Genomic DNA, 24137 nt, shown 5'->3' with positions numbered 1-24137 from the left:
CCCCCTTCCTTCGGCGAAAGGACGACCGCTCACCGCTGCGGGGTCAAGACCCGGGTCGGCTCCGTCTGCGTGAGCTCAGCCAGCTTGGCGCGTGCGGCGTCGCGCGTCTTCGCGTCCCTGCCGGGGGGCAGCGCGAGCGCGGCTTCGAAATCGGCGCGGGCGTCATTGGCCTGGCCGCGGGCGAGGAAGGCGAGGCCGCGGTCGAGGCGGGCCTGTGCGTCCGTGGGGTCGAGGCGCACGGCTGTGCTGTAGCTCAGGATTGCGCGATCGAGATCGCCCTTGGCAACAAGCGCAAGGCCGCGCTCGCGATAGGGCACGGCGGGCTTGGGATCAAGCGCGATCGCCTCGTCGTAGTCGGCGATGGCAAGGGCGAGATCACCGTTCTGCCGGTAGGCCTGCGCGCGGTCGCGAAAGAGCGAAGCGCGGTTGGGATTGAGATGGATGGCCTCGCTGAAGTCGGCGATCGCCCGGCTGTTGTCGCCATGACGCAGCGCGATCCGCCCGCGCCCTTCATAGGCGAACGCGATCAGGGAACCGCGAAGCGGCGAGAAGCCGATCACGGCCGAGCAGATGTCGGGCTCGTCCTCATCACCGCAATTCACGACCGTGTGCGTGGACAGGCCGATGACCACGCCCAGGACGATCAACAATGGCACGGCAGCTCTGGTCATCTTCGACGGCGGCAGGCAGAGGGCCGGCCACGCATCCCCTTTCGAAGGAACATTCTCGGTCAGGTCATAGCACCGGCCGGCGCGCCGCTCTGTGCGCCAGATCACAATGCCTGCATAATCCGCGCCTTGCGCATGGCAGCGTGCTCAAGGCCTGCCCTTGCGGAACTACGCGAGGTCGAGGATCCAGATGCAGCACTTCCAGACCACCAGGCCAAGCAGATAGCACCAGACAACCGTCACCGAGGCCAGTGAGGTCAGCAGCAGTGCGCCTTCCATTCGTTCTGCAAGGCCTTCACGCGGTGCAATATCGCGTTTGACCACATGCTCGATTTGCAACGGTACCATGCGAACCTCCGGCGATCTGCATATGCAAAGTCTGCCACTCGGCGAGCATTTCGAATGTCATTGCTCCCCCAGCCAAGGCGAGCAAGCATTGATCTGGCGCAACAGTCCGCAAAGCGCAAGTTAACATTTCGGATAGTGCGCAGCAGCAACCGCACCCTGACGTGATTTTGTCAGGCGGCGGCAATGCGACGTTGAATGAAAAATCTCGCTTGAATTGCAACGCTGGCAGAATGCGTCCGCGCGGCGCGCGAGCTCATCCCCACGGTCCGCGCGAGGATGATCGGCCCCACGGGCCGCGCGGCGGATAGTTCTCGTTCGCACCAACTGACGGCGCCGCATGAGCACTGAGCTCAGCCGAGAGTTGCCGGAGCGCCGCGATACGGTTTTGCGTCGAGGGATGGGTGGCGAAGAGATTGTCGACGCCATGGCCCGACAGCGGGTTGATGATGAACATGTGCGCGGTCGCGGGATTGCGCTCGGCCTCGACATTCGGCACCTGATGCGCCGCGCTCTCGATCTTGACGAGCGCGGAGGCGAGCCACATCGGCTGGCCGACGAGACGCGCGCCAAGATTGTCAGCGGCATATTCGCGGGTGCGGCTGATCGCCATCTGCACCAGCATGGCACCGAGCGGCGCCAGGATCATCATCAGGATCGAGCCGACAATGCCGGGCCCGTTGTTGTCGCGGTTGCCGCCGAAGAACATTCCGAACTGCGCCAGCATCGAGATGGCGCCGGCGATGGTCGCGGTGATGGTCATGAGGAGCGTATCGTGATGCTTGATATGCGCAAGCTCGTGCGCGATGACGCCGGCGAGCTCCTCACGGCTGAGCTGGCGCATCAGGCCGGTGGTGACGGCAACGGCGGCATTCTCGGGATTGCGCCCGGTCGCGAATGCATTCGGTTGCGGCTCGTCCATCAGGAACACGCGCGGCATCGGCAAGCCGGCGCGGCCAGCAAGCTCGGCAACGAGGCCGACCAGCTCCGGCGCGCTTGCACGGTCGACCTCGTGGGCGCCGTACATCGACAGCACCATGCGGTCCGAGTTCCAGTAGGTGAAGAGATTGGTCGCGGCCGCAATGACAAGCGCGATCATCGCGCCGGCGGCGCCGCCGATCAGATAGCCCACGCCCATGAACAGGGCGGTGAGGCCTGCGAGAAGCATTGCGGTACGCAGATAGTTCATGGCCGTCTCCAAAGCCGGCCATGGGCCCTGGAGGCGCTGCAAGCCGGCACACCTCAGGTAGGAATGCCTCCGGCCGGAGCGCAAGGTTTCAGGGTGCGTCGCGGAGCCGCGGCACTGGCTTGAGCTTGGTCATTCCATTAAAGTTCGCCGAGAAATTTCGCCAAGAACTTTCGCCAAGAATCCAAGCGTCTCCCCCTTCCGGAAACCTCATGCGTCAGACCCGATTGACGATCGCGGCCGTTGCCCTCGCCGCGCTCTCTGTTCCCGCCGCCGCCCAGTTCGCGCCGCCGCCAGCAAGGCCCGCCGCTCCGAAGGCCACCGCGCCCTCGCCGCGTGCCGCATCGTGCCACAACGGAGCGAGCTTCGACCGCTTCCTCGCCGACGTGAAACAGCAGGCGGTGGCTGCCGGCGTGTCGCAGCATGCGCTGTCGGAAGCCGGGCCCTACCTCGTCTACGACCAGGGCATCGTCAACCGCGACCGCGGCCAGCGCGTGTTCGGACAGCTCTTCACCGAATTCGCCGGCCGCATGGCGGCGCCCTATCGGATGCAGAACGGCCAGCAGCACATCAAGCAATACGCCGCGGCCTTTGCGCGCGCCGAAAAGGAATATGGCGTGCCGCCGGCGGTGATCGCGGCTTTCTGGGGCCTGGAGAGCGATTTCGGCGCCAACATGGGCAATCTGCCGACGCTGAAATCGCTGGTGTCGCTGGCCTATGACTGCCGGCGTTCGGAGATGTTCGTGGGCGAGACCATCGCCGCGCTGAAAGTGATCGATCGCGGCGATCTCACGCCCGACGAGATGATCGGCTCCTGGGCCGGCGAGCTCGGCCAGACCCAGTTCCTGCCGACGCATTACGTCAACTATGCCGTCGACTATGACGGCGACGGACGGCGCGACCTCTTGCGCTCGGCGCCCGACGTGATCGGCTCGACCGCGAACTACATCGCCAATGGCTTGAAGTGGCGGCGCGGCGAGCCGTGGCTGGAGGAGATCAAGGTGCCCTCGAACCTGCCCTGGGACCAGACCGATCTCAGCGTGCAGCTGCCGCGCTCGAAATGGGCTCAGTTCGGCGTCACCTACCCCGATGGCCGTCCGCTGCCGAATGACAATCTCGCGGCGTCCGTGCTGCTGCCGATGGGACGCTTTGGGCCGGCCTTCATGGCCTATGCGAATTTCGCTGCCTACACCGAGTGGAACAACTCGCTGATCTATTCGACCACCGCGGGCTACCTCGCCTCCCGCATTGCCGGGGCGGCGCCGATGCGCAAGCCTGCCGGGCAAGTCGCGCAATTGCCGTTCAACGAGATCAAGGAATTGCAGCAATTGCTGGTCCGCGCCGGCTTCAATGTCGGCAAGGTCGACGGTGTGCTGGGCCAGCAGAGTCGCGCGGCCGTGAAGGCGATGCAGCTCAAATACGGCCTGCCGGCGGATTCCTGGCCAACCGCCGAGCTTTTGGCCCGCATGCGCGGCGGTACGGCGCAGGCCCAACCGCCGGCGACGACGGTGCGATAGAATTTTCGCACCGCACAAGCCACTTTCGCGATTGTATTGTTTCATGAGGCTCCCATGTGAGTGGCTCAGGTTTTCTCCTGAAATCTCCCACCTTTTGAAGCGAGCAACACATGTCCTTTTACGACGCCGTCGTTCCCGCCTACCTGCAAATGCTGAACAGCCTGACCGGCCTGCTCACCAAAGCCGAGGCGCATTGCGCGGCCAAAAAGATCGACCCGAGCGTGCTGCTCGGATCGCGCCTCTTCCCGGACATGCTGCCGCTGTCGAAGCAGATCCAGCTCGTCAGCGATTTCGCCGCCAAGGGCTGCGCCCGGCTGACCCATAGCGAGGTGCCGGCGATGCCGGACACCGAAACCAGCTTCGCCGACTTGAAGCAGCGGCTCGCGAAGACCATCGACATCGTCAAATCGTTCAAGCCGGAACAGTTCGAGGGCGCCGACGGCAAGGACGTCACTTTCCCCGTCGGTCCCGACCGGACCATGACCCTGAAGGGCCAGCAATTCTTCAGCTCGGCGTCGTTGCCGAACTTCTATTTCCATGCGGCCACCGCGCACGGGATCCTGCGTCATAACGGCGTCGAGATCGGCAAGCGCGATTTCCTCGGCGTCAACTGATCTGACGTGAGCTGATTTGCGCAATCGCACGGCCACGGCAGCGGAATTTCGCTGTCGTGGCCGAAAATGCGCATGAATCATGCTGCGCGGAGCCTTCCGCGCAGCTCGCCTGCACTTTCCGAATGGCTCATCCCTTGCGCCTGATGCCGCAATGCACAAGTGTTCCAGACCTCTTAACCCCTGGAAGCACCCCAATGAGCCGTTCGACCAAATTGTTTGAGACCTACAAACTCGGCCCGATCACGCTGGCCAACCGCCTGGTGATGGCGCCGCTGACGCGCAACCGCGCCGCGCCCGGCACCTTCGTCCCCTCGCCGCTCGCCGCCGAGTATTACGGCCAGCGCGCATCCGCGGGCCTCCTGATCACCGAAGCGAGCCAGGTCTCGCAGCAGGGCCAGGGCTACCAGGACACCCCCGGCATCTATTCGAAGGACCAGGTCGCCGGCTGGCGCAAGGTCACCGACAAGGTGCATGAGCGCGGCGGCAAGATCTTCATCCAGCTCTGGCATGTCGGCCGCATCTCGCATGTCGACCTGCAGGCGGGCGGCGCGGCGCCGGTGGCGCCGAGCGCGATCCGCGCCAAGGGCAAGACCTTCGTCAACGGCACCTTCGCCGACGTCTCCGAGCCGCGCGCGCTCGAGCTGTCCGAAATTCCCGGGATCATCGACGACTTCAAGCGCGCCGCCAGGAATGCGCTGGAGGCCGGCTTCGACGGCGTCGAGATCCATGGAGCCAACGGCTACCTGCTCGACCAGTTCGCCAAGGACGGTGCCAACAAGCGCACCGACGCCTATGGCGGCTCGATCGAGAACCGCGCGAAGCTGATGCTCGAAGTCTCCAAGGCCGTCGCGGCCGAGGCCGGCGCCGACCGGACCGGCATCCGCATCTCGCCGGTGACGCCCGCCAACGACATCGTGGATTCCAATCCGCAGGCGCTATTCGACTACATCACCGACGGCCTTGGCGCCTTGAGGCTCGTTTATCTCCACGTCGTCGAAGGCGCCACCGGCGGCCCGCGCGACTTCGCACCCTTCGACTATGCGTCCTTGCGCAAGCGCTTCTCGGGCGCCTACATCGCCAACAACGGCTACGATTTCGATCTCGCAACCAAGGTGCTGGATGCGAACGCGGCCGACCTGATCGCCTTCGGCAAGCCGTTCATCTCCAACCCCGACCTGGTCGAACGGCTGAAGAAGGGGGCGGCATTGAACGACTGGGACAAGAACACGTTCTACGGCGGCGGCGCCAAGGGCTACACGGACTATCCGACCCTCGCAGCCGAGCCGGCGGAGTAAGAAGCGTCCCACACGACAGCTGTCATGCCCCGCGAAGGCGGGGCATCCAGTACGCCGCGGCCCCTCGATTCAACAACACTGCCGCGGAGTACTGGGTTGCCCGTTTTCGCGGGCAATGACAGCGAACGCGCCGAGACAGCCCATCTCACCAAAAACAAAAAGGCCGGGATTGCTCCCGGCCTTTCGTCGTTATGAGGCTTCGCTTACTGCAGCGAGGCGCGCTTGGGCGGGGTGGCCGGCCACGACTTGATCAGCGTGTCGTAGTCGACGGTCTCGCCCTTCGGCTTCTCGTTGGCAAGCTTGCGCTGCGGCGCGATGGTGCCGTCCTTCTCGGCCTTGGCGAACCAGTATTCGGCCGACTCCTTCTTGTGCAGCTTCGGGCCGCACTTGCCCTGCACGCCGGACTTCTCCAGGCGCTCCATCACGGAGTCCTGGGCAGCTGCCAGCGCGTCCATCGCCTGCTGCGGGGTCTTCGCACCCGACGACGCATCGCCGATGTTCTGCCACCACAGCTGAGCGAGCTTCGGATAGTCGGGCACGTTGTTGCCGGTCGGGGTCCACTGCACGCGCGCGGGCGAGCGGTAGAACTCGATCAGGCCGCCGAGCTTCGGCGCACGCTCGGTGAACGACTTGTCCCAGATGTCGGATTCACGGATGAAGGTGAGACCGACATGGCTCTTCTTCAGCGACACCGTCTTGGAGATGATGAACTGCAGATAGAGCCAGGCTGCCTTGCGGCGATCCGCCGGGGTCGACTTCAGCAGCGTCACGGAGCCGGCGTCCTGATAGCCGAGCTTCATGCCTTCCTTCCAGTAGGCGCCGTGCGGCGACGGAGCCATACGCCACTTCGGCGTACCGTCCGCGTTCATCACGGCGATGCCCGGCTTCACCATGTCGGCGGTGAAGGCGGTGTACCAGAACATCTGCTGGGCGATGTTGCCCTGAGCCGGCACAGGGCCCGCTTCAGAGAAGGTCATGCCCTGCGCCTGCGGCGGCGCGTACTTCTTCAGCCACTCGAGGTACTTGGTGATCGAGTAGACCGCCGCCGGACCATTGGTGTCGCCACCACGGTCGACCGACGAGCCGACCGGACTGCAGCCCTCCATGCGGATGCCCCACTCGTCGACCGGCAGACCGTTCGGAATGCCCTTGTCGCCGTTGCCGGCCATCGAGAGCCAGGCGTCGGTGAAACGCCATCCGAGCGACGGGTCCTTTTTGCCATAGTCCATATGGCCGTAGACCTTGACGCCGTTGATCTCCTTGATGTCGTTGGTGAAGAACTCGGCGATGTCTTCATACGCCGACCAGTTCACGGGCACGCCGAGATCGTAGCCATACTTGGCCTTGAACTTGGCCTTGTAGTCGGGGTTGGTGAACCAGTCGTAGCGGAACCAATAGAGGTTCGCGAACTGCTGGTCGGGCAGCTGATAGAGCTTGCCGTCCGGCGCGGTCGTGAACGACTTGCCGATGAAGTCGTTGACGTCGAGCATGGGGTCGGTGACGTCCTTGCCCTCGCCGGTCATGTAGTCGGACAGCACGATGGTCTGGCCGTAGCGGAAGTGGGTGCCGATCAGGTCGGAGTCGTTGATCCAGCCGTCGTACACGTTCTTGCCGGACTGCATCTGGGTCTGCAGCTTCTCGACCACGTCACCTTCCTGGATGATGTCGTGCTTGAGCTTGATGCCGGTGAGTTCGGTAAACGCCTTGGCCAGCGTCTGCGACTCATATTCGTGGGTCGTGATGGTTTCGGAGACGACGTTGATCTCCATGCCCTTGAAGGGCTCGGCCGCCTTGGCGAACCATTCCAGCTCCTTCTTCTGGTCTTCCTTCGACAGGGTCGAGGGCTGGAATTCCGCGATCCACTTCTGGATCGTGGCGTCGTCAGCGGCGCGAACCGGCGCCGAAGCTGCGAACGCGGTGGCGAGAATGGCCGCGGCGCTCGATACGGTCAGAAAACTAATCTTGGTCAATGGACCTTTCCTTCTCCTAAACTGTCGCATGTTGTTCCTCCGTTGCAGCGACAAACTTTATACAGGCCCGGGTTGACCCCGGATCTGGCCGTCCCTTCGCAAGCTTCAGACCGTGCGAAAAACAAGCACGGCCGTCACCAGCGAAATTCCACTTGCGAGCCACAGGCTCGAAATCTCGATGCCCTCCTCACCGATCGGCAGCGAGGCGATCGGGTTGGTGCCGACGAGGCCGATCCACGCGAGGTGAATGACGGCCGCCAGGATCAACGAGATGAACAGGCGATCGCCGCGCGTGGTCGGAATGCTGAGCACGCCGACACGCTCGGCCTCGGGATACGCAGCCGCGAGCCACGTCATCACCGCGAGCGTACAGGCGAGCGCGACGAAGAAGATCGCCGTCGGCAGCGTCCAGGCCATCCATGCAATGGATTCCATGAGAACCTCCTAGACCCGGCCGAGCGCGAAACCGCGCGCGATGTAGTTGCGGACGAACCAGATCACGAGCGCGCCCGGAATGATGGTGAGCACGCCGGCGGCCGCCAGCAGGCCCCAATCCATGCCGGCCGCCGACACCGTGCGCGTCATGATCGCCGCGATCGGCTTGGTCTGCACCGAGGTCAGCGTCCGCGCCAGCAGCAGCTCGACCCAGGAGAACATGAAGCAGAAGAAGGCGGCGACGCCGATGCCGCTCGCGATCAGCGGCACCAGGATCCGGACGAAGAAGCGCGGGAAGGAATAGCCGTCGAGGAAGGCGGTCTCGTCGATCTCGCGCGGCACGCCGGAGACGAAGCCTTCGAGGATCCATACCGCCAGCGGGACGTTGAAGATGCAATGCGCGAGCGCAACGGCCCAAGGAGTATCAAAGAGCCCGATCGCCGAATAGAGGTTGAAGAACGGCAGCGCATAGACCGCCGCCGGCGCCATGCGGTTCGACAGCAGCCAGAAGAACAGGTGCTTGTCGCCGAGGAAGCGGTAACGCGAGAACGCATAGGCCGCGGGCAACGCCACCGAGATCGAGATGACGGTGTTGAGGATGACGTATTCGAGCGAATTGATGTAGCCGGAATACCAGCTCTCATCGGTAAAGATGCGCTTGTAGTGCTGAAGCGTCGGCGTATGCGGCCACAAGGTCATCGTCGAGACGATCTCGGCGTTGGTCTTGAAGCTCATGTTGACGAGCCAGTAGATCGGCAACAGCAGGAAGATCAGGAACAGCCCCATGATGAGGCGCCGGCCGGGGATCGAGTGCATCACGCGGCTCCTTCCTGGGGTTTCCGTTCGCTGCCGGCATTGGTCATGACGGTGTAGAAGATCCAGCAGACGATCAGGATGATCAGGTTGTAGACCAGCGAGAGCGCGGCGGCCTTGCCGAGGTCGAACTGGCCGAGCGCGATCTTGACGAGTTCGATCGACACGAAGGTGGTCGAGTTGCCCGGGCCTCCGCCGGTGACGACGAACGGCTCGGTGTAGATCATGAAACTGTCCATGAAGCGCAGCAGCACGGCGATCAGGAGCACGCGGTTCATCTTCGGCAGCTGGATTGCCTTGAACACGGCCCAGCGTGAAGCGCCGTCGATCTGGGCGGCCTGATAATAGGCCTCGGGGATCGACTTCAGGCCGGCATAGCAGAGCAGCGCGACGAGGCTGGTCCAGTGCCAGACGTCCATCACGATGACGGTGACCCAGGCGTCGATGTCGTTGGAGACGTAGTTATAGTCGAGCCCGATGTGGTTGAGGACATAGCCGAGCAAGCCGATGTCGGGCCGGCCGAAGATCTGCCAGATCGTGCCGACCACGTTCCACGGAATCAACAGCGGCAGCGCGAGGGTGACGAGGCAGGCGGCGACGGTCCAGCCCTGACGCGGCATCGACAGCGCGACGACGATGCCGAGCGGCACCTCGATGGCGAGGATCACGAGCGAGAAGAACAGATTGCGGCCGAGCGAGGCGAGGAAGCGGCCGCCGAGATCGGTCGAGGGATCGAGCAACTCCTTGAACCAGCCGACGCCGTTCCAGAAGAACTGGTTGTTGCCGAAGGTGTCCTGCATCGAATAATTCACCACCGTCATCAGCGGCAGCACCGCCGAGAAGGCGACGACCAGGAACACCGGCAGCACCAGGAACCAGGCTTTTTGGTTGACGGTCTTGTCCATCAGGCGGTCCCTTCCACCAGAAGGCTGTCAGCATAAACGTGAATATGTGCCGGATCGAGCTTCAGCCCGGCATTTCCATCGGAGCCGGTGAAGCCAGCCGGCGCACGCGCCGCGATCTTGGCCTCGCCGATACGCACGCGCGCGAAACGGATGCGGCCAAGGTCGTCGATGCGGTCGATTTTTGCCGTCAGCAGGCCGGGCCCGGGCGCGATCGCGTCAACGAATTCCGGACGCACGCCGATCTCGATCCTGGCGCCTGCCGGCAGGTTGTCGTAGCTGCGGTTCAGCGCGATGACATGGCCCTCGACCCTTGCCTCGCGCCCCTTCACCTCGGCGGGCAGAATGTTCATGCCGGGCGAGCCGATGAAATAACCGACGAAGGTGTGGGCGGGCTTGTCGAACAGCTCCGCCGGCGTGCCGCTCTGCACCACGCGGCCGTCATGCATGACGACGACGGTGTCGGCGAAGGTCAGCGCCTCCGTCTGGTCGTGGGTGACGTAGATCATCGTGAGATCGAGTTCGCGGTGCAGCGCCTTCAGCTTGGAGCGGAGCTGCCATTTCAATTCGGGATCGATCACGGTCAGCGGCTCGTCGAACAGCACGGCGGCGACGTCGGAACGGACGAGGCCGCGGCCAAGCGAGATCTTCTGCTTGGCGTCGGCGGTGAGCCGCGTCGCCTTGCGGTTCAGATAGGGCTCGAGATCGAGCAGGCGGCCGATGTCGGCGACGCGCTTGTCGATCTCGGCCTTCGGCACGCCGCGGTTCTTCAACGGAAAGGCCAGGTTCTGCCCCACCGTCATGGTGTCGTAGATGACCGGAAACTGGAACACCTGGGCGATGTTGCGCTTCTGGGTCGACAGCGGTGTGATGTCCGCCCCGTCGAACAGGATCTTCCCCCGCGACGGCGTGATGATGCCGGAGATGACGTTGAGCAGCGTGGTCTTGCCGCAGCCGGACGGGCCGAGCAGCGCATAGGCGCCGCCCTGCCGCCAGGTCATTGTGACCGGCTTCAGCGCAAAGGTTTCCTGCGGCGCGTCGTTGCCGCCGTAGGAGTGAGCGAGATCGACGAGGTCAATGCGAGCCATCGCGCACCTCCCTCAAGCTTTTTTCTTTGACGCGTTTTCTTCACGCGAACCGCTAGGCACTTCGCTTGAAAACGCTATGGGACCAGGAGCAGCGACCAGGCGGTCGGCCGCATCGAAGACGAATACATCATTGGGGTCGAGCACGGCGTCCAGCGTCTGGCCGGGCTCGAACTCGTGCACGCCGTGCAGCACCGCAACCCAGTTCGATCCGTCGCGGGTCAAATGCACGAAACTCTCCGAACCGGTGATCTCGGTCACCGTGACTGTGGCATGGAAGGCATGGCGGTCGGTCTCGCCATTGGCGAGCGCTAGCTGGTGGGCGCGAAAACCGACGCGATAGGCGCCGTCGGCAAGAGACGAATAGAGACCGGAGGCCGGCGCAGCGATGCCGCCCGCATATTGCACGGAGCCGTTCTTCTTCTCGATGCCGACGAGATTGAGCGGCGGATCGGAGAAAACCTGCGCGACGCGCAGCGTCTGCGGACGGCGGTAGACGCCGGGCGTCTCGCCGATCTGGAGCGCCTGGCCCTCCCACATGCAGACCGTGTTGCCGCCGAGCAGCAGCGCCTCGGTCGGCTCGGTCGTGGCATAGACGAAGATCGCGCCGGAGGCCTCGAAGATGCGCGGCAATTCCGTGCGCAGCTCTTCGCGCAGCTTGTAATCGAGATTTGCGAGCGGCTCGTCGAGCAGCACGAGATCGGCGCCCTTGACCAGCGCACGCGCCATCGCGGTGCGCTGCTGCTGACCGCCGGACAGCTGAAGCGGCGTGCGCTTCAGGAACGGCTCAAGCCGGAGCAGCCTTGCGGCTTCCGCCACGCGCGTCTCGATCTCCTCGCGCGGCTTGCCCTGGACACGAAGCGGCGAAGCGATGTTCTCGTAGACCGTGAGCGAGGGGTAGTTGATGAACTGCTGATAGACCATCGCGACCGACCGCTGCCGCACGTCGACGCCCGTGACGTCCTTGCCGTTGACCAGCACCTTGCCTGAGGTCGGCTTGTCGAGGCCGGCGAGCAGCCGCATGATCGATGTCTTGCCCGACAGCGTCGGCCCGAGCAGCACGTTGAGCGTGCCGCTCTCGAGCGTCAGCGAGACGTCGCGAATGTGTGGAACCCCATCGACGGTCCGGGTCACGTGATCGAGTGTCACGCTCATGAGCGTCCTCCTGCTTGCAGAAGAGGACTTTGCGATACAACGTGGGCCTTGATCCAGTCGTCCAGGGCGGCAATTTCGTCGGCAGACAGCCGCAGTCCGAGCTTGGAGCGACGCCAGACGATATCCTCGGCGGTCACCGCCCATTCGTTGGTCATCAGGTAGCGAACCTCACGTTCGGTCAGAGTTGCGCCAAAGGCCTGGCCGAGATCGGCGGTCGATTTCGCGTCGCCGAGCAGCTTGATGGCGCGGGTGCCGTAGGCGCGCGCAAGGCGCCGCGCATGCTCGTGGCTCAGGAAGGGATAGCCGCGCTGAAGCTCGGCGATCAGGCCATCGACGGCCGACACGTCCATGTCGCCGCCGGGCAGCGGCCATTTGGCGGTCCAGCCCTCACGCGCTTTCGCGCTGCGAAGATAGGGCGCGAGCCGCTCCAGCGCCTCTTCGGCGAGGCGGCGATAGGTCGTGATCTTGCCGCCATAGATCGACAGCAGCGGCACCCCGCCCGGCGTGTCGAGCTCGAATACGTAATCGCGGGTCGCGGCCTTGGCTTCGCTGGCACCGTCGTCATAAAGCGGTCGCACGCCGGAATAGGTCCAGACCACATCCCCATATGCCACGGGCTTGGCGAGATATTCGCTCGCGGCCGCGCAGAGATACTGGATCTCTTCCGCCGTGGCCTTCACCTTGGACGGATCGCCGTCATAATCGCGATCGGTGGTGCCGATCAGGGTGAAATCGTCCTGATAGGGGATGACGAAGATGATGCGGCCATCTGCGTTCTGGAACATGTAGGCGCGGTCGTGGTCGTAGAGCTTCTTGACCACGATGTGCGAGCCCTGCACCAGGCGTACCTTTGCCTTGGCGTTGACGCCCGCACCGCGCCCGAGCACGTCCTCGACCCAGGGACCGCCGGCATTGACCAGCGCACGGGCCTGGATCTGCGAGCGCGCGCCGGTCAGCGTATCGACCATGCTGACAGTCCAAATCCCGTCGGACTGCTTGATGTCGGTCGCACGGGTGCGGGTGCGGATCTCGGCCCCCTTGTCGGCGGCGTCGCGCGCATTGAGCACGACCAGACGCGCGTCATCGACGAAGCAGTCGGAATATTCGAACGCGCGGCCGTAACGATTCGGGATCAGCGGCTTGCCGACTTCGTCGCGCCTGAGATCGAGCGAGCGGGTTGGCGGCAGGAGATGACGGCCGCCGATGTGATCGTAGAGGAAGAGGCCGAGGCGCAGCAGCCAGGCCGGACGCAGACCGGCGTGATGCGGCAGAACGAAACGCAGGGGGCGAATGATGTGGGGCGCGATGCCCCAGAGAATCTCGCGTTCGATCAGCGCTTCGCGGACCAGGCGGAATTCGTAATATTCGAGATAGCGCAGGCCGCCATGCACCAGCTTGGTCGACCAGGACGACGTCCCGCTCGCCAAATCGTTCATTTCGCACAGGAAAACGGTGTTACCCCGGCCGACCGCGTCACGCGCGATGCCGCAACCGTTTACACCGCCTCCAATGATGGCGAGGTCGAAAATACGCTCCAACAGACGCATCCCCCGGAACCCGCTCGTTCAGTCGAGCGGCAGCTTTCGTTTTGGATTAGATCACACCCAAAAACGAAAGCAAGACGAAAGAGTGACTGCCGAAAGCGAAAATGGAACTTTTTCATCGTCAAAGTGGTGAAGAAATAGGCAGGCAGACAGACAGATTTGAGAGCAATCGGCTTGATCGAACGGCATCGAGAGGCTGCCGGGCCAATGACACGCTTGAATGTAGCAACATATCTACATATACATGCGCGCGTATGACGCCGTCGCTACAAGGGAGCTCACGATGGTGACCACTCTCACCAGCCGGGAATTCAATCAGGACACCAGCGGCGCCAAAAAAGCTGCATCGCAAGGACCCGTCTTCATTACGGATCGCGGCCGCCCAGCCCATGTGCTCCTGACGATCGAAGACTATTTGCGTCTGAGCGGCGGACACATGAGCCTTGCCGAGGCTCTGGCGCAGACGAGTACGGACTTTGATTTCGATCCGCCTCGCGTGGATGGCGGAATCTTCAAGTCCGCCGATCTCGACTGATGTTTCTGCTGGACACCAATGTCATCTCCGAATTGAGGCGACCGGATAAAGCCGATCGCAATGTCGTCGCCTGGGCCAATGCAGTTCCTGCGGCGAATTTTTTCATGTCCGCCATCTCGATTCTTGAAATCGAACTTGGTGCGCGCTTGATCGAGCGCAAGGACGCTGCACAAGGCGCCATCCTGCGCAATTGGATCGACACTCAAGTTCTGGCGCGCTTCGAGGGACGAATTCTGGCCATCGACACGGCCCTGGCACAGCGCTGTGCGCAACTTCACGTTCCCAACCCGCGGGCCGAACGCGATGCTCTCATTGCAGCAACCGCGCTTGTCCACGGATTGACGGTTGTCACACGCAATGTGGGGGATTTCGAACCGACAGGCGTGCCGCTGCACAACCCGTGGAACAGCACATAAGCCCTTAGCGCAGCCGCACCACCGGCGCTGCTTCAGGCGCCGCATCCTGCGCATCGGCCTGGATCTCGTCGATATCAGAGCCCTTCGGCATCGCCGCGACCACCTCGATGCCCTTGCTGTGGCAGATGGTGGCGAGGCGCTCGGGCAGTTCCTGGTCGGTCACGAAGGTCTGGATCTGGGTCATATGCGCGATGCGGACCGGTGCGCTGCGGCGAAGCTTGGTTGAATCGGCGACCAGCATGACGCTGCGGGCATTGGCGATGATGGCCTGCGCCACCTGCACCTCGCGATAGTCGAAGTCCAGCAGCGCGCCCTCCTCGTCGATCGCGGAGGCGCCGATGATGGCGTAGTCGACCTTGAACTGGCCGATCAGTTGCGTCGCGGTCGAGCCGACCACCGCACCGTCGGCGCGCCGCACCGTACCGCCCGCGACCACCACTTCGATGCGGGGATGGCGATACAGCAGCATGGCAACGTTGAGATTGTTGGTGATGACCAGCAGATCCTCGTGCGAGGTCAGCGCGCTCGCGACCTCCTCCGTCGTGGTGCCGATGTTGATGAAGAGCGAGCAGCCGTTCGGGATCAGCGAAGCGGCGGCGGCGCCGATCGCCTTCTTCTCGTCGGCGGCGACGAATCGGCGCGCCTCATAGGCGAGATTTTCCACGCCGGAGGCGATGATCGCGCCGCCATGGATGCGGGTCAGCGAGCGGCGCTCGCAGAGATCGTTGAGGTCCTTGCGGATCGTCTGGGCAGAAACCTCGAACCGGCGCGCCAGCTCCTCGACCATGACGCGGCCGGAGGCGCGGGCGATGTTGAGGATTTCAGCCTGGCGATGGGTCAATCCGGTCACGGCAATGGCCTCAAATCAGAATGATGCATGGTGCGGCTTCTCGGCCGCGCGGTCAATGCGCACCCCGATCACGGTTCATAGACGAGGCCTCACCAGGCCATTGCGCGCGCAAGGCGTGAAAGCAGCGCGGGATCGTCGAAGGCGCTCGCCGAAGCGACCGCGCCCGCGCCGACAAGGTCGGCATCGCCAAGGCTGGTCCGGATGCCGATGGTCGGGATACCGGCGGCCGTGGCCGACTGCACGCCGGAGCGGGAATCCTCGAACGCGACCGAGGCGGCCGCACTGGCGCCGACGAAGCGCAGCCCCTCCAGATAAGGCAGCGGGTGCGGCTTGCCGTGCGGCAGTTCGTCGCCGATCACGAGCGTCTTGAAGCGATGCGCGATGCCGAGGCCGGACAGCAGCAACTCGGCGTTGAGACGCGGCGCATTGGTGACCGCGACCATGGGAACGCCCGCGGCGTCCGCGCGATCGAGCAGCGCCATCAGGCCCGGCAGCGGTTCGATCTGCCCCGCGACCAAGGTCCGGAACACCTGTTCCTTTTCACCGAGAATTTCGGCGCGCCGCTCCAGGGTCTCGTCAGGCAGAAAGCGTTCGCCGATTGAGACATTGGCGAAGCCCTGCAACTCTCTGGAAAAGCGCGCGTGGTCGAATGTATGGCCGCGAGGACCGAGCACCTGGTTGAACGCCTTCAGGTGCAGCGGGTCGGTGTTGGCGAGCGTACCGTCGATGTCGAACAGCAACGCCTTGCCCAGTCCCTGCATCATTCCGTGTTTCCTCTCGCGCGCCGCGCAATGATGCGCGAGACGTATCAATTCGCGCCGGCCGACGCAATGCAGCGGATCGTATCTGGCGATGCTCGACAAAATCGGATGCGGCTGCAACAGTGGGCGCAAGATCAAGACGGGAGGATACGATGACACTCAATCGCGATCATGCGGCCACGACGGACAGTGAGGCTGTGGCCAGGAACGTCGAGGCATTTCGCCTCGCCCAGATCGCAGCCGATCCGAAGGCGCTCAGCGCGCTGTGCGCGGACGATCTGAGCTACAGCCATTCCAACGGCTTCCTCGAGGACAAGGCCGCCTTCGTCGCCAACGCCACCGACGGCAAGACGAAATTTCTCTCGATTAAGTACAAGGATCCGACCATCAAGGTCGTCGGCCCCGCCGCGATCGTGCGCTTTCACTGGATGGCCGAGATGATGACCGAGGGAAAGAAGGTCGAAAACAGCCTTCACATCCTGATGAACTGGCAGAAGCAGGGCGAGGCGTGGAAGCTGTTGTCGCGCTCGGCGACGAAATTGTGATCGATGACGTCATTCCGGGACGCGCCGAACGGCGCGGGCGCGCAATGGATTCCGGGCTCGCGCTACGCGCGCCCCGGAATGACAGACCCTACGCCGCCTCCTTCACGTCGCCATTCACCAGCTTGCGCGCAGCGCGCTCGGCTTCGCGGGCGTTGCGGAAGAGCTGGCCTTCGAGGCGATTGAATTGATGAGACGAGGCGAAGAAACAGTAGCCACCGTGGCCGCGAACCACGATGCCCGCAGTCTCTGAATTCACTTCGATGATATAGCTGTCCGGCATGGCCCGTGGAGTCCTCAGTGCGGGCAAATAACGGCATGTCTGCCCAAATGTTCCTAGGGCAAATCAGCCGGTTTCCACCCCGAATCAACGCGCAACTGAGTACACCGGGACCTCATCCGTTTTATGACCCGCTCCTGGCAAAGACGCGGCGCGTTGACTCACTCGTGCCGCGTTTCAGCGTGTTGCAGTTTTTGTGGGATGGGACGAAGCGCCGCGCGCGACTACGTCGCAATCGGCGGATCGTTGCGCTGGATCGCTTGCGGATGACCGTTTTCGTCGATCGAGACATAGGTGAAATTGCCGTCGGTCACGAGGATCGGCTGCTGCTCGCGTCGCCGCAGCGCCCAGGCTTCAAGATGGACTGTCATCGAGGTCCGGCCCACGCGCACGAGATTGGCGTAGACCGAGACGAGATCGCCGACATATACCGCCTTGCGAAAATTCATCGCCTCGATCGCAACCGTGACGGTTCGCGACTTCGCAACCTTCGAGGCAAACACGCCGCCGCCGACGTCCATCTGGCTGAGCAGCCAGCCGCCGAAGATATCGCCATTGGCATTGGTGTCGGCGGGCATCGCCAGCGTGCGGATGCAGAGATCGCCGCTCGGCCCAGTCGTCCCCTGATCGCTCATGCGCTTCTCACTTGAAGTCGTCCCAGCCCGGATCGGGCGCGAAACGCCCACCGAATCGCTCGGCCAGTGCTCGCATGGTCGATACGACATTCTCCACGCCGCGCGCACGCGCATAGTTGAGGGGGCCGCCGCGGAACGGCGCGTAGCCGGTGCCGAAGATCATGGCGCCGTCCACCGCATCGGGATCCTCGACAATGCCTTCGCGAAGGGCCGCGACACAGACATTGGACATCGGCAGCACCAGTCGGTCGATCATCTGATCGGTCACGCGTGGGCCGGTCTCGGGCAATGGCGCCTTCTCGGCCTTGCCGTCCTTCCAGGTGTAAAATCCCTTGCCGGTCTTGCGACCCAGTTCACCCTTGGCGACCTTCTCGCGGAGCCAGGCCGGCGTCGGCGGCAACAGATCGCCGAATTTGCCGCGCAGCATGTCGCCGACGTCAAGGCAGATATCAAGGCCGACCTGGTCGGCGAGCTCGATCGGCCCCATCGGCATGCCAAACTGCTCGGCCGCGGCGTCGATCAGGCGCTGGTCGGTCTTCTCGTCCAGCATCACCATCGCTTCCAGCATATAGGGTGTCAGCGCGCGGTTGACGAGGAAGCCGGGCGAGCTCTTCACGGGCAGCGGCAGGCGATCGATCGCGCCGACGAAGGCGAGCGCCTCCTTCAGCACCTGCCCATCGTTGCCGTCATGGCTGATCACCTCGACCAGTTGCAGCCGCGACACCGGGTTGAAGAAGTGCAGGCCGACCAAACGCTCCGGTCGCGCCAGCGTGGCGCGGAGGTCCTGGAGCGGAATGCTCGAGGTGTTGGTCGCGAGGATCGCACCCTGCTTCATCTTCGGCTCGAGGCCGGCATAGACCTTCTGCTTGAGCTCGAGCTTCTCCGGCACGGCCTCGATGATGAGATCGGCGTTGCGGACGCCCTCGCCGTCCATATCAGGGATCAGCCGATCCAGCGCGTCGCGCACCTCGGTCGGCTTGCGGATGATCTTGCCGTAAAGCTCGGCCGCGCGCTTCACCGCGCCGGCGATCGGCCCGGCCTTCATGTCGGCGAGCGAGACGCGCAGCCCCTGGCCTGCCACCCAAGCCGCGATGTCGCCGCCCATGGCGCCTGCGCCGATGACGTGGACATGCTTGATGCGGTTGCCGCTGCCGGCCGCCTTCTTCATCTGCTCACGCAGGAAGAACACACGGATCAGATTTTGCGCGGTCGGCGTCACCATCAATTTGGCAAACGATGTCTGCTCGGCCTTCAGCATCGCTGACTTGCTGCCGCCATGCGTTTCCCAGAGGTCGATCAGCGCATAAGGCGCGGGATAATGCTCGCGGGGAGCGGCCTTCGCCGCCTCGCTGCGCATGCGCTTGGCAAGCAGTCCACGTATCGGGCCGAGATTGGCCGCACGGGTGAGCAGGCCAGGCTTGGCCCGCTTGAGGCGGCCGAACAGAACATCCTTCACGGCATGACGGACATGGCGCTCCTGCGTCACGGTGTCGACGAGGCCGAGCGCTTTGGCGCGGCGCGCATCGATGGTGCGGCCGGTCAGCATCATTGCCATCGACTGGGTCGGATTGACCAGCGCGGTGAAGCGCGCCGTGCCACCGAGCCCGGGGTGCAGGCCCAACATCACCTCCGGGAAGCCAAAGCGCGCGCCATCGATGGCGATGCGCGACTGGCAGGCCAGCGCAACCTCGAGCCCGCCGCCGAGGCAGAAGCCGTGGATCACAGCGACCGTCGGCAGCTTCAACGCTTCCAGATGATCGACCACCGCATGCGCGGCGCGGATGCGCGTCTCCACCACCGCGGGATCGGCGGCGCCGCGAAACTCGTTGACGTCTGCGCCGGCGATGAAGCCGGACGATTTTGCCGAGCGGATGACGAGGCCGGCCGGGCGCTCCGTCTCGATCGCAGCGAGCGCGGCGTCGAACTCCTCCATCACGTCGGAGGATAGCGTGTTGGCGCTGGCGCCGGCACGGTCGAACAGCAGCCAGGCGACGCCGTCGGCATCGCGCGTCAGCTTGAAGTTCTTGTAGGGACCATCCGATGCGGGCGAAGGCCCGAGCGTCAGCACGCGATCGCCGAGCGCAGTCATGATCCTGGAATCCATGGTCACACCGCCTCGATCAGCATGGCACCGCCGAGCCCGCCACCGATGCATTCGGTGGCAATGCCGCGCCGCGTGCCGAGCCGCTTCATCGCGTTGACGAGATGCAGCACGATACGGTTGCCCGAGGTGCCGACGGGATGGCCGAGCGAGATGGCACCGCCATCGACGTTGAGTTTTGCGCGGTCAATCTCGCCGGCCGCGCCATCGAGTTTGAGAATCTCGCGGCAGAATGTTTCGTCGTTCCAGGCGGCGAGGCAGCCGAGCACCTGGGTTGCAAAGGCCTCGTTCAACTCCCAGGTCTCGACGTCCTGGAGGGTCAGGCTGTTACGGGTCAGGAGCGGCGTCGCCGACATCACGGGGCCGAGCCCCATGATGCTGGGATCCAGCGCCGCCCAGTTGCTGTCGACGATCGCCGCCTTCGGCGTCAGCTTGTACTTCGCCACCGCCGCGTCGGAGGCGAGAATCACCCAGGAGGCACCGTCGGTGATTTGCGAGGAATTGCCCGCGGTGACCTGGCCCCAGGGGCGCTCGAACACAGGCCTGAGCTTTGCCAGCGTCTCGGCGGTGGAGTCCGGGCGCACGCCGTCGTCATGGTCGAAGAATTTCCCGTCGCGGGAGAAGGCAGTCTCGACTTCGCCTTTCAGAAAGCCCTCGGCTTGCGCATGCGCGAGGCGGCGATGGCTCTCGGCCGCATAGGCATCGGACTGCGCCCGCGTGATGCCGAAGAGATGGCCGACGACCTCGGCGGTCTGGCCCATGTTCAATTCGGTGATGGGATCGGTCAGCCCGCGCTCGAGGCCGATGATCGGCTTGAGATCGCGCGGCCGCAGTCTGAAGGCGGCAGCGAGCTTGGCGGCCACGCCCTTGGCCGTGGCAAGGCCCGCAAACCAGCGCACGCCGGAATTCGGCCAGACCAGCGGGGCGTGGCTGAGTGCTTCAGTGCCGCCAGCAAGGATCATGTCGGCGTGGCCTTCGCGGATGTAGCGGTAGGCGGTGTCGATCGACTGCATGCCGGACCCGCAGTTGATCTGCACCGTGAAAGCGACCATGTCCTCGCCCATGCCGAGCCGGAGCGCAGCAACACGCGCCGGATTCATCTCGTCGGCGATGACGTTGACGCAGCCGAGAATGACCTGGTCGAAATCATCAGGTGAAAACGGTTGGCGCGCCAGCAGCGGCCGGCCACATTGCACGGCGAGATCGACAGGCGTGAATGGGCCCGGCCCGGAGCGCGCCTTCAGGAACGGCGTCCGGCTGCCGTCGACGATGAATACCGGTCGTGCCATCAGCTCGCCGCCCTCTGCTCACCGAGTTCCTGGAAGAACTGATGCACGTCGCCGCTTTTCTTGTAAATCGGCGACAGCGCCTCCGGCGCGAAATCATCGACCTCGATGACTTTTGTGACGGCTTCGTGAGCCAAAGCGAGCTGCTCACCCTCGGCCTGTGTGATCACGCCCCTGGTCACCGCCTCCTTCCAGTCGCGGATCTGCGCGGCGCGCATCCGCTTGGCGATCGGGTCAGTGCCCGTCACCAGCTTGAACGCGCGCTCCAGCCTGGCAAAGCCGCTGTCGTCGTCGACATGAGCGAGATCCGGCGTTAGGCGCTCGCGCGCGGCTGAAGGCTCCAGCACGAGGCTTGCGCATTGATGCACCACGCGGTCGGATGGCCCCAGCACTCGGGCGCCGAAGGGCTGGACCACCAGCTTGAGGATCAAGGCGACGAAGCGGTTCGGCAAATTGGCAAGGATTTCGGCGAGCCTGTTCTCGATGGTTCTGAAGCCCGTCGCCATGCACCATTCCAACGCGGCAAAATCCTCTCTCTGCCGGCCCTCGTCCTGCCAGCGTTTTAGCGCGGCCGAGAGCAAGTACAGTTCGGAGAGGATGTCGCCGAACCGGGCCGACAGCATCTCCTTGCGCTTGAGCGCGCCGCCGAGCGTCAGCAGCGCCATATCGGCGCAGAGCGCGAACGCCGCCGAATAGCGCGAAAGCTGGCGATAGAACGGCGTCGCATCGCCCGCATCAGGCGCCAGCGCGAAGGCACCGAACGTCCAGCTCCGGCCGAAGGCGCGCAACAGCGTCAGAAAACTGTGGCCGACATGCTTCCAGAACGCCTTGTCGAATGCGGTGAGCCCGCGCTCGCGATCGGCGTCGGCCAGCGCATTCATCTCGTCCAGCAGATAGGGATGGGCGCGGATCGCACCCTGCCCGAACACGATGAGATTGCGGGTCAGGATATTGGCGCCTTCGACCGTGATGCCGACAGGCACGGCGCGATGGAGATTGCCGATATAGTTTTGCGGGCCGTCGATCACCGCCTTCCCGCCATGAATGTCCATGGCATCGTCGACCGCGACGCGCATCCGCTCGGTCGCGTGCAGCTTCATGATGCCGGAGATCACCGCGGGATGGACGCCGGCGTTCAACGCCGCACAGGTCAGCCGCCGCGCCGCATCGAGCTGATAGGCGGTGGCGACGATGCGCGCGAGCGGCTCCTCGACACCCTCGAATCTCGCGATGGAGATGCCGAACTGCTCGCGGATGCGGGCATAGGCGCCGGTGGTGCGCGCCGCATAGGCAGCGCCTGCGGCCGACAGCGACGGCAGCGAGATGCCGCGGCCGGCAGCGAGCGCCGTCATCAGCATCTTCCAGCCTTGCCCGAGGCGTTCCTTGCCGCCAATGACGTAGTCGAGCGGGATGAAGACGTCGCGGCCCCAGTTCGGGCCGTTCTGGAACACCTGCATCGACGGCAGATGGCGGCGGCCGATTTCAACGCCGGGCAGATGGGTCGGGATCAGCGCGACCGTGATGCCGAGCTCGTCCCGATCGCCGACGAGATGATCGGGATCGTAGGCCTTGAAGGCGAGACCCAGCAGGGTCGCGACAGGGCCAAGCGTGATGTAGCGCTTGTGCCAGTTGAGCCTGAGGCCTGTGACCTCACGGCCCTCGAACACGCCCTTGCAGATGATGCCGGTATCGACCATCGAGGCGGCGTCGGAGCCTGCCTCCGGGCTGGTGAGGCCGAAGCAGGGAATGTCGCGACCCTCGGCAAGCCGCGGCAGCCAGCGCTCCTGCTGCTCTTTGGTTCCGAAGCGCATCAGCAGCTCGCCGGGCCCGAGCGAGTTCGGCACCATCACGGTGACGGCGGCCGCAATCGAGCGGGTCGAGATTTTCCGAACCACTTCCGAATGCGCATAGGGCGAAAAGCCGAGACCGCCAAATTGCTTCGGGATGATCATGCCGAAGAATTTCTCGCGCTTGATGAAGGCCCAGGCCTCCGGCGGCAGGTCGCGCCATTCCCAAAAGATCTTCCACTCGTCGAGCATGGTGCAGAGCTCGTCGACGGGACCGTTGACGAAAGCCTGCTCCTCGCTGGTCAGCGTCGCCGGAGCGATCTTCAGGAGCTTCGACCAATCAGGATTGCCGGTAAAGAGATCGGCGTCCCACCAGACGTCACCCGCCTCCAGCGCCTCGCGCTCGGTGTCGGACATTGCCGGCAGCACACCGCGCGCCCAGGAGAAGATCGGCTTGGTAATGGTGTCGCGGCGGAAGCTCATGGCGGACCTCATGCAACGGCGCGGTGACAGGCAGTTTAGCGGAAAGTGGCGGGCGGGAACATCTCGCGTGCGACGTTGACGCGGCCGGCGGCCGCCCGGTAGCCATAACGGCCGGGGCGTGGTGGCAGTTCCGGAAGGGGAAAACGGCCGAATGCCGCGCCGTCATTCCGGGGCGACGCGCAAGCGTCGACCGGAATCCATAACCAATATCGGGAGCATGGATTCCGGGCTCGCGCCTAACGGCGCGCCCCGGAATGACGTGTAGAGAGATAGGTAGCTCAGATCAGTCCGGCCGGACCATCTCGAACATGTTTTCCGGCTTGATCTCGAAATAGTCGCCGCGGCGGCCGGCGCGGACGATCGGGCGGGCGGCGGCGGTCTGGTAGACCCCGTCCTTGATCATGGCCTTGTCGATGTGGACGGCGACGACCTCGCCGAGCGTCAGCCAGGCATCCGCCTCCTTTCCATTGGCGCCCTTGAGGCGGACGATGTCGGACACCTTGCACTCGAAGGCAACCGGGCTCTCACCGACGCGCGGCACGTTGACGAGCTTGCCCGGCACGGCGGTGAGACCGGCGATCTCGAACTCGTCGACCTCGGGCGCAACATGCGCGGCGGTCGCGTTCATTTGCCTGGCGAGATCCATGGTGGCGAGATTCCAGACGAACTCGCCGGTCTGCTGGATGTTCTCGACCGAATCCTTCCAGTTCGTGGAGGAGAAGCCGATGATCGGCGGCACATAGCAGAACGCGTTGAAGAAACTGTAGGGCGCGAGGTTGACGTGGCCCCTGGTGTCCCGAGAGGAGATCCAGCCGATCGGCCGCGGCGCGATGATGGCGTTGAAGGGATCGTGCTTGAGGCCATGGCCCTTGGAGGGTTCGTAGAAGTACAGGTCTTTGTCGGTCACGCGATTGCTTCTCCGCTGTCCGTCA

Annotated in this window: 24 protein-coding genes; 6 read left to right on the top strand and 18 right to left on the bottom strand. The window is 64.1% G+C overall.

Annotated elements, in window-relative coordinates; translation table 11 throughout:
• Nucleotides 1-29 precede the first annotated feature (29 nt).
• The 3 genes from JQ621_RS24740 to htpX form a co-directional block, all read right to left on the bottom strand.
• The gene (locus tag JQ621_RS24740; protein WP_212237617.1) at nucleotides 30-671 is read right to left on the bottom strand and encodes a tetratricopeptide repeat protein; all 642 of its coding nucleotides are present in this window, start codon (nucleotides 669-671) and stop codon (nucleotides 30-32) included.
• Nucleotides 672-836: 165 nt separating this feature from the next.
• Nucleotides 837-1016 carry a hypothetical protein gene (locus JQ621_RS24735; RefSeq protein ID WP_212237614.1) on the bottom strand — a complete coding sequence of 60 codons (180 nt, stop codon included), beginning with the start codon at nucleotides 1014-1016 and terminating at the stop codon, nucleotides 837-839.
• A 253-nt stretch (nucleotides 1017-1269) separates the two neighbouring features.
• Nucleotides 1270-2202, bottom strand: coding sequence for a zinc metalloprotease HtpX (gene htpX / locus JQ621_RS24730; RefSeq protein ID WP_212237613.1), 933 nt, complete (start codon nucleotides 2200-2202; stop codon nucleotides 1270-1272).
• Between the two features lie 209 nt (nucleotides 2203-2411).
• Here htpX and JQ621_RS24725 point away from each other — a divergent pair, with 209 nt between their 5' ends.
• The 3 genes from JQ621_RS24725 (at nucleotide 2412) to JQ621_RS24715 (ending at nucleotide 5625) form a co-directional block, all read left to right on the top strand.
• On the top strand, nucleotides 2412-3716 hold the full coding sequence (locus JQ621_RS24725) for a lytic murein transglycosylase (RefSeq protein WP_212237611.1): 1305 nt from the start codon (nucleotides 2412-2414) through the stop codon (nucleotides 3714-3716).
• A 110-nt stretch (nucleotides 3717-3826) separates the two neighbouring features.
• Nucleotides 3827-4330 (top strand): DUF1993 domain-containing protein, encoded by a 504-nt coding sequence (locus JQ621_RS24720; protein ID WP_212237604.1) that lies wholly within the window; start codon nucleotides 3827-3829, stop codon nucleotides 4328-4330.
• Nucleotides 4331-4524: 194 nt separating this feature from the next.
• Nucleotides 4525-5625 carry an alkene reductase gene (locus JQ621_RS24715; protein WP_212237602.1) on the top strand — a complete coding sequence of 367 codons (1101 nt, stop codon included), beginning with the start codon at nucleotides 4525-4527 and terminating at the stop codon, nucleotides 5623-5625.
• A 203-nt stretch (nucleotides 5626-5828) separates the two neighbouring features.
• Here the strand turns inward: JQ621_RS24715 and JQ621_RS24710 are convergent, their stop codons facing one another.
• The 7 genes from JQ621_RS24710 to glpD all read right to left on the bottom strand — a co-directional run bounded on the left by JQ621_RS24710 (nucleotide 5829) and on the right by glpD (nucleotide 13532).
• A complete protein-coding gene (locus JQ621_RS24710) occupies nucleotides 5829-7625 on the bottom strand; it encodes an ABC transporter substrate-binding protein (protein ID WP_212237600.1) in 1797 nt (598 codons plus the stop codon).
• Nucleotides 7626-7700: 75 nt separating this feature from the next.
• Entirely contained in the window at nucleotides 7701-8030 is a 330-nt protein-coding gene (locus tag JQ621_RS24705; RefSeq protein WP_212237598.1) for a DUF2160 domain-containing protein, read from the bottom strand.
• Nucleotides 8031-8039: 9 nt separating this feature from the next.
• The gene (locus JQ621_RS24700) at nucleotides 8040-8846 is read right to left on the bottom strand and encodes a carbohydrate ABC transporter permease (protein ID WP_212237596.1); all 807 of its coding nucleotides are present in this window, start codon (nucleotides 8844-8846) and stop codon (nucleotides 8040-8042) included.
• Complete coding sequence (locus JQ621_RS24695) at nucleotides 8846-9748, bottom strand: carbohydrate ABC transporter permease (protein WP_212237594.1); 903 nt, start codon at nucleotides 9746-9748, stop codon at nucleotides 8846-8848. The genes JQ621_RS24700 and JQ621_RS24695 overlap by 1 nt, the downstream gene beginning before the upstream one ends.
• Nucleotides 9748-10833, bottom strand: a complete 1086-nt coding sequence (locus tag JQ621_RS24690) for an ABC transporter ATP-binding protein (RefSeq protein ID WP_212237586.1) — start codon at nucleotides 10831-10833, stop codon at nucleotides 9748-9750. Before JQ621_RS24690 ends, JQ621_RS24695 begins: the two co-directional genes overlap by 1 nt.
• 12 nt (nucleotides 10834-10845) lie before the next feature.
• Complete coding sequence (locus tag JQ621_RS24685; RefSeq protein WP_212237584.1) at nucleotides 10846-11985, bottom strand: ABC transporter ATP-binding protein; 1140 nt, start codon at nucleotides 11983-11985, stop codon at nucleotides 10846-10848.
• On the bottom strand, nucleotides 11982-13532 hold the full coding sequence (gene glpD, locus JQ621_RS24680) for a glycerol-3-phosphate dehydrogenase (protein WP_212237577.1): 1551 nt from the start codon (nucleotides 13530-13532) through the stop codon (nucleotides 11982-11984). Before glpD ends, JQ621_RS24685 begins: the two co-directional genes overlap by 4 nt.
• A gap of 280 nt (nucleotides 13533-13812) precedes the next feature.
• Here glpD and JQ621_RS24675 point away from each other — a divergent pair, with 280 nt between their 5' ends.
• Entirely contained in the window at nucleotides 13813-14064 is a 252-nt protein-coding gene (locus JQ621_RS24675; protein ID WP_212237575.1) for a type II toxin-antitoxin system prevent-host-death family antitoxin, read from the top strand.
• On the top strand, nucleotides 14064-14480 hold the full coding sequence (locus JQ621_RS24670; protein ID WP_212237573.1) for a type II toxin-antitoxin system VapC family toxin: 417 nt from the start codon (nucleotides 14064-14066) through the stop codon (nucleotides 14478-14480). The genes JQ621_RS24675 and JQ621_RS24670 overlap by 1 nt, the downstream gene beginning before the upstream one ends.
• A gap of 4 nt (nucleotides 14481-14484) precedes the next feature.
• Here the strand turns inward: JQ621_RS24670 and JQ621_RS24665 are convergent, their stop codons facing one another.
• Nucleotides 14485-15330 carry a DeoR/GlpR family DNA-binding transcription regulator gene (locus tag JQ621_RS24665; protein WP_212237571.1) on the bottom strand — a complete coding sequence of 282 codons (846 nt, stop codon included), beginning with the start codon at nucleotides 15328-15330 and terminating at the stop codon, nucleotides 14485-14487.
• An 89-nt stretch (nucleotides 15331-15419) separates the two neighbouring features.
• The gene (locus JQ621_RS24660) at nucleotides 15420-16094 is read right to left on the bottom strand and encodes an HAD family hydrolase (protein ID WP_212237569.1); all 675 of its coding nucleotides are present in this window, start codon (nucleotides 16092-16094) and stop codon (nucleotides 15420-15422) included.
• Between the two features lie 149 nt (nucleotides 16095-16243).
• On the opposite strand from JQ621_RS24660, the gene JQ621_RS24655 reads away from it, so the two are divergent.
• Entirely contained in the window at nucleotides 16244-16636 is a 393-nt protein-coding gene (locus JQ621_RS24655) for a nuclear transport factor 2 family protein (RefSeq protein WP_212237567.1), read from the top strand.
• Between the two features lie 88 nt (nucleotides 16637-16724).
• On the opposite strand, the gene JQ621_RS24650 is transcribed toward JQ621_RS24655, so the two are convergent.
• From JQ621_RS24650 to JQ621_RS24625, 6 genes are all read right to left on the bottom strand, one after another.
• A complete protein-coding gene (locus tag JQ621_RS24650; RefSeq protein WP_212237565.1) occupies nucleotides 16725-16916 on the bottom strand; it encodes a hypothetical protein in 192 nt (63 codons plus the stop codon).
• A gap of 221 nt (nucleotides 16917-17137) precedes the next feature.
• A complete protein-coding gene (locus JQ621_RS24645) occupies nucleotides 17138-17548 on the bottom strand; it encodes an acyl-CoA thioesterase (protein ID WP_212237563.1) in 411 nt (136 codons plus the stop codon).
• A gap of 7 nt (nucleotides 17549-17555) precedes the next feature.
• On the bottom strand, nucleotides 17556-19652 hold the full coding sequence (locus tag JQ621_RS24640; RefSeq protein ID WP_212237561.1) for a 3-hydroxyacyl-CoA dehydrogenase NAD-binding domain-containing protein: 2097 nt from the start codon (nucleotides 19650-19652) through the stop codon (nucleotides 17556-17558).
• A gap of 2 nt (nucleotides 19653-19654) precedes the next feature.
• The gene (locus JQ621_RS24635) at nucleotides 19655-20938 is read right to left on the bottom strand and encodes an acetyl-CoA C-acetyltransferase (RefSeq protein ID WP_212237553.1); all 1284 of its coding nucleotides are present in this window, start codon (nucleotides 20936-20938) and stop codon (nucleotides 19655-19657) included.
• Entirely contained in the window at nucleotides 20938-23205 is a 2268-nt protein-coding gene (locus JQ621_RS24630) for an acyl-CoA dehydrogenase (RefSeq protein ID WP_212237551.1), read from the bottom strand. The genes JQ621_RS24635 and JQ621_RS24630 overlap by 1 nt, the downstream gene beginning before the upstream one ends.
• A 283-nt stretch (nucleotides 23206-23488) precedes the next feature.
• On the bottom strand, nucleotides 23489-24112 hold the full coding sequence (locus JQ621_RS24625; RefSeq protein WP_212237549.1) for a flavin reductase family protein: 624 nt from the start codon (nucleotides 24110-24112) through the stop codon (nucleotides 23489-23491).
• Nucleotides 24113-24137: the final 25 nt, after the last annotated feature.

The organism is Bradyrhizobium manausense, assembly GCF_018129685.1.
In the GTDB taxonomy this organism is placed as follows: domain Bacteria; phylum Pseudomonadota; class Alphaproteobacteria; order Rhizobiales; family Xanthobacteraceae; genus Bradyrhizobium; species Bradyrhizobium manausense_D.
The sequence above is the reverse complement of the archived record's forward strand: the minus strand, read 5'-3'. Positions and strand labels throughout refer to the sequence as shown.

Excerpts from the sequence above, each read along its gene's own strand:
- JQ621_RS24740 (WP_212237617.1), bottom strand. The coding sequence starts at position 671 with ATGACCAGAGCTGCCGTGCCATTGTTGATCGTCCTGGGCGTGGTCATC.
- JQ621_RS24735 (WP_212237614.1), bottom strand. The coding sequence starts at position 1,016 with ATGGTACCGTTGCAAATCGAGCATGTGGTCAAACGCGATATTGCACCG.
- htpX (WP_212237613.1), bottom strand. The coding sequence starts at position 2,202 with ATGAACTATCTGCGTACCGCAATGCTTCTCGCAGGCCTCACCGCCCTG.
- JQ621_RS24725 (WP_212237611.1), top strand. The coding sequence starts at position 2,412 with ATGCGTCAGACCCGATTGACGATCGCGGCCGTTGCCCTCGCCGCGCTC.
- JQ621_RS24720 (WP_212237604.1), top strand. The coding sequence starts at position 3,827 with ATGTCCTTTTACGACGCCGTCGTTCCCGCCTACCTGCAAATGCTGAAC.
- JQ621_RS24715 (WP_212237602.1), top strand. The coding sequence starts at position 4,525 with ATGAGCCGTTCGACCAAATTGTTTGAGACCTACAAACTCGGCCCGATC.
- JQ621_RS24710 (WP_212237600.1), bottom strand. The coding sequence starts at position 7,625 with ATGCGACAGTTTAGGAGAAGGAAAGGTCCATTGACCAAGATTAGTTTT.
- JQ621_RS24705 (WP_212237598.1), bottom strand. The coding sequence starts at position 8,030 with ATGGAATCCATTGCATGGATGGCCTGGACGCTGCCGACGGCGATCTTC.
- JQ621_RS24700 (WP_212237596.1), bottom strand. The coding sequence starts at position 8,846 with ATGCACTCGATCCCCGGCCGGCGCCTCATCATGGGGCTGTTCCTGATC.
- JQ621_RS24695 (WP_212237594.1), bottom strand. The coding sequence starts at position 9,748 with ATGGACAAGACCGTCAACCAAAAAGCCTGGTTCCTGGTGCTGCCGGTG.
- JQ621_RS24690 (WP_212237586.1), bottom strand. The coding sequence starts at position 10,833 with ATGGCTCGCATTGACCTCGTCGATCTCGCTCACTCCTACGGCGGCAAC.
- JQ621_RS24685 (WP_212237584.1), bottom strand. The coding sequence starts at position 11,985 with ATGAGCGTGACACTCGATCACGTGACCCGGACCGTCGATGGGGTTCCA.
- glpD (WP_212237577.1), bottom strand. The coding sequence starts at position 13,532 with ATGCGTCTGTTGGAGCGTATTTTCGACCTCGCCATCATTGGAGGCGGT.
- JQ621_RS24675 (WP_212237575.1), top strand. The coding sequence starts at position 13,813 with ATGGTGACCACTCTCACCAGCCGGGAATTCAATCAGGACACCAGCGGC.
- JQ621_RS24670 (WP_212237573.1), top strand. The coding sequence starts at position 14,064 with ATGTTTCTGCTGGACACCAATGTCATCTCCGAATTGAGGCGACCGGAT.
- JQ621_RS24660 (WP_212237569.1), bottom strand. The coding sequence starts at position 16,094 with ATGATGCAGGGACTGGGCAAGGCGTTGCTGTTCGACATCGACGGTACG.
- JQ621_RS24655 (WP_212237567.1), top strand. The coding sequence starts at position 16,244 with ATGACACTCAATCGCGATCATGCGGCCACGACGGACAGTGAGGCTGTG.
- JQ621_RS24650 (WP_212237565.1), bottom strand. The coding sequence starts at position 16,916 with ATGCCGGACAGCTATATCATCGAAGTGAATTCAGAGACTGCGGGCATC.
- JQ621_RS24645 (WP_212237563.1), bottom strand. The coding sequence starts at position 17,548 with ATGAGCGATCAGGGGACGACTGGGCCGAGCGGCGATCTCTGCATCCGC.
- JQ621_RS24640 (WP_212237561.1), bottom strand. The coding sequence starts at position 19,652 with ATGGATTCCAGGATCATGACTGCGCTCGGCGATCGCGTGCTGACGCTC.
- JQ621_RS24635 (WP_212237553.1), bottom strand. The coding sequence starts at position 20,938 with ATGGCACGACCGGTATTCATCGTCGACGGCAGCCGGACGCCGTTCCTG.
- JQ621_RS24630 (WP_212237551.1), bottom strand. The coding sequence starts at position 23,205 with ATGAGCTTCCGCCGCGACACCATTACCAAGCCGATCTTCTCCTGGGCG.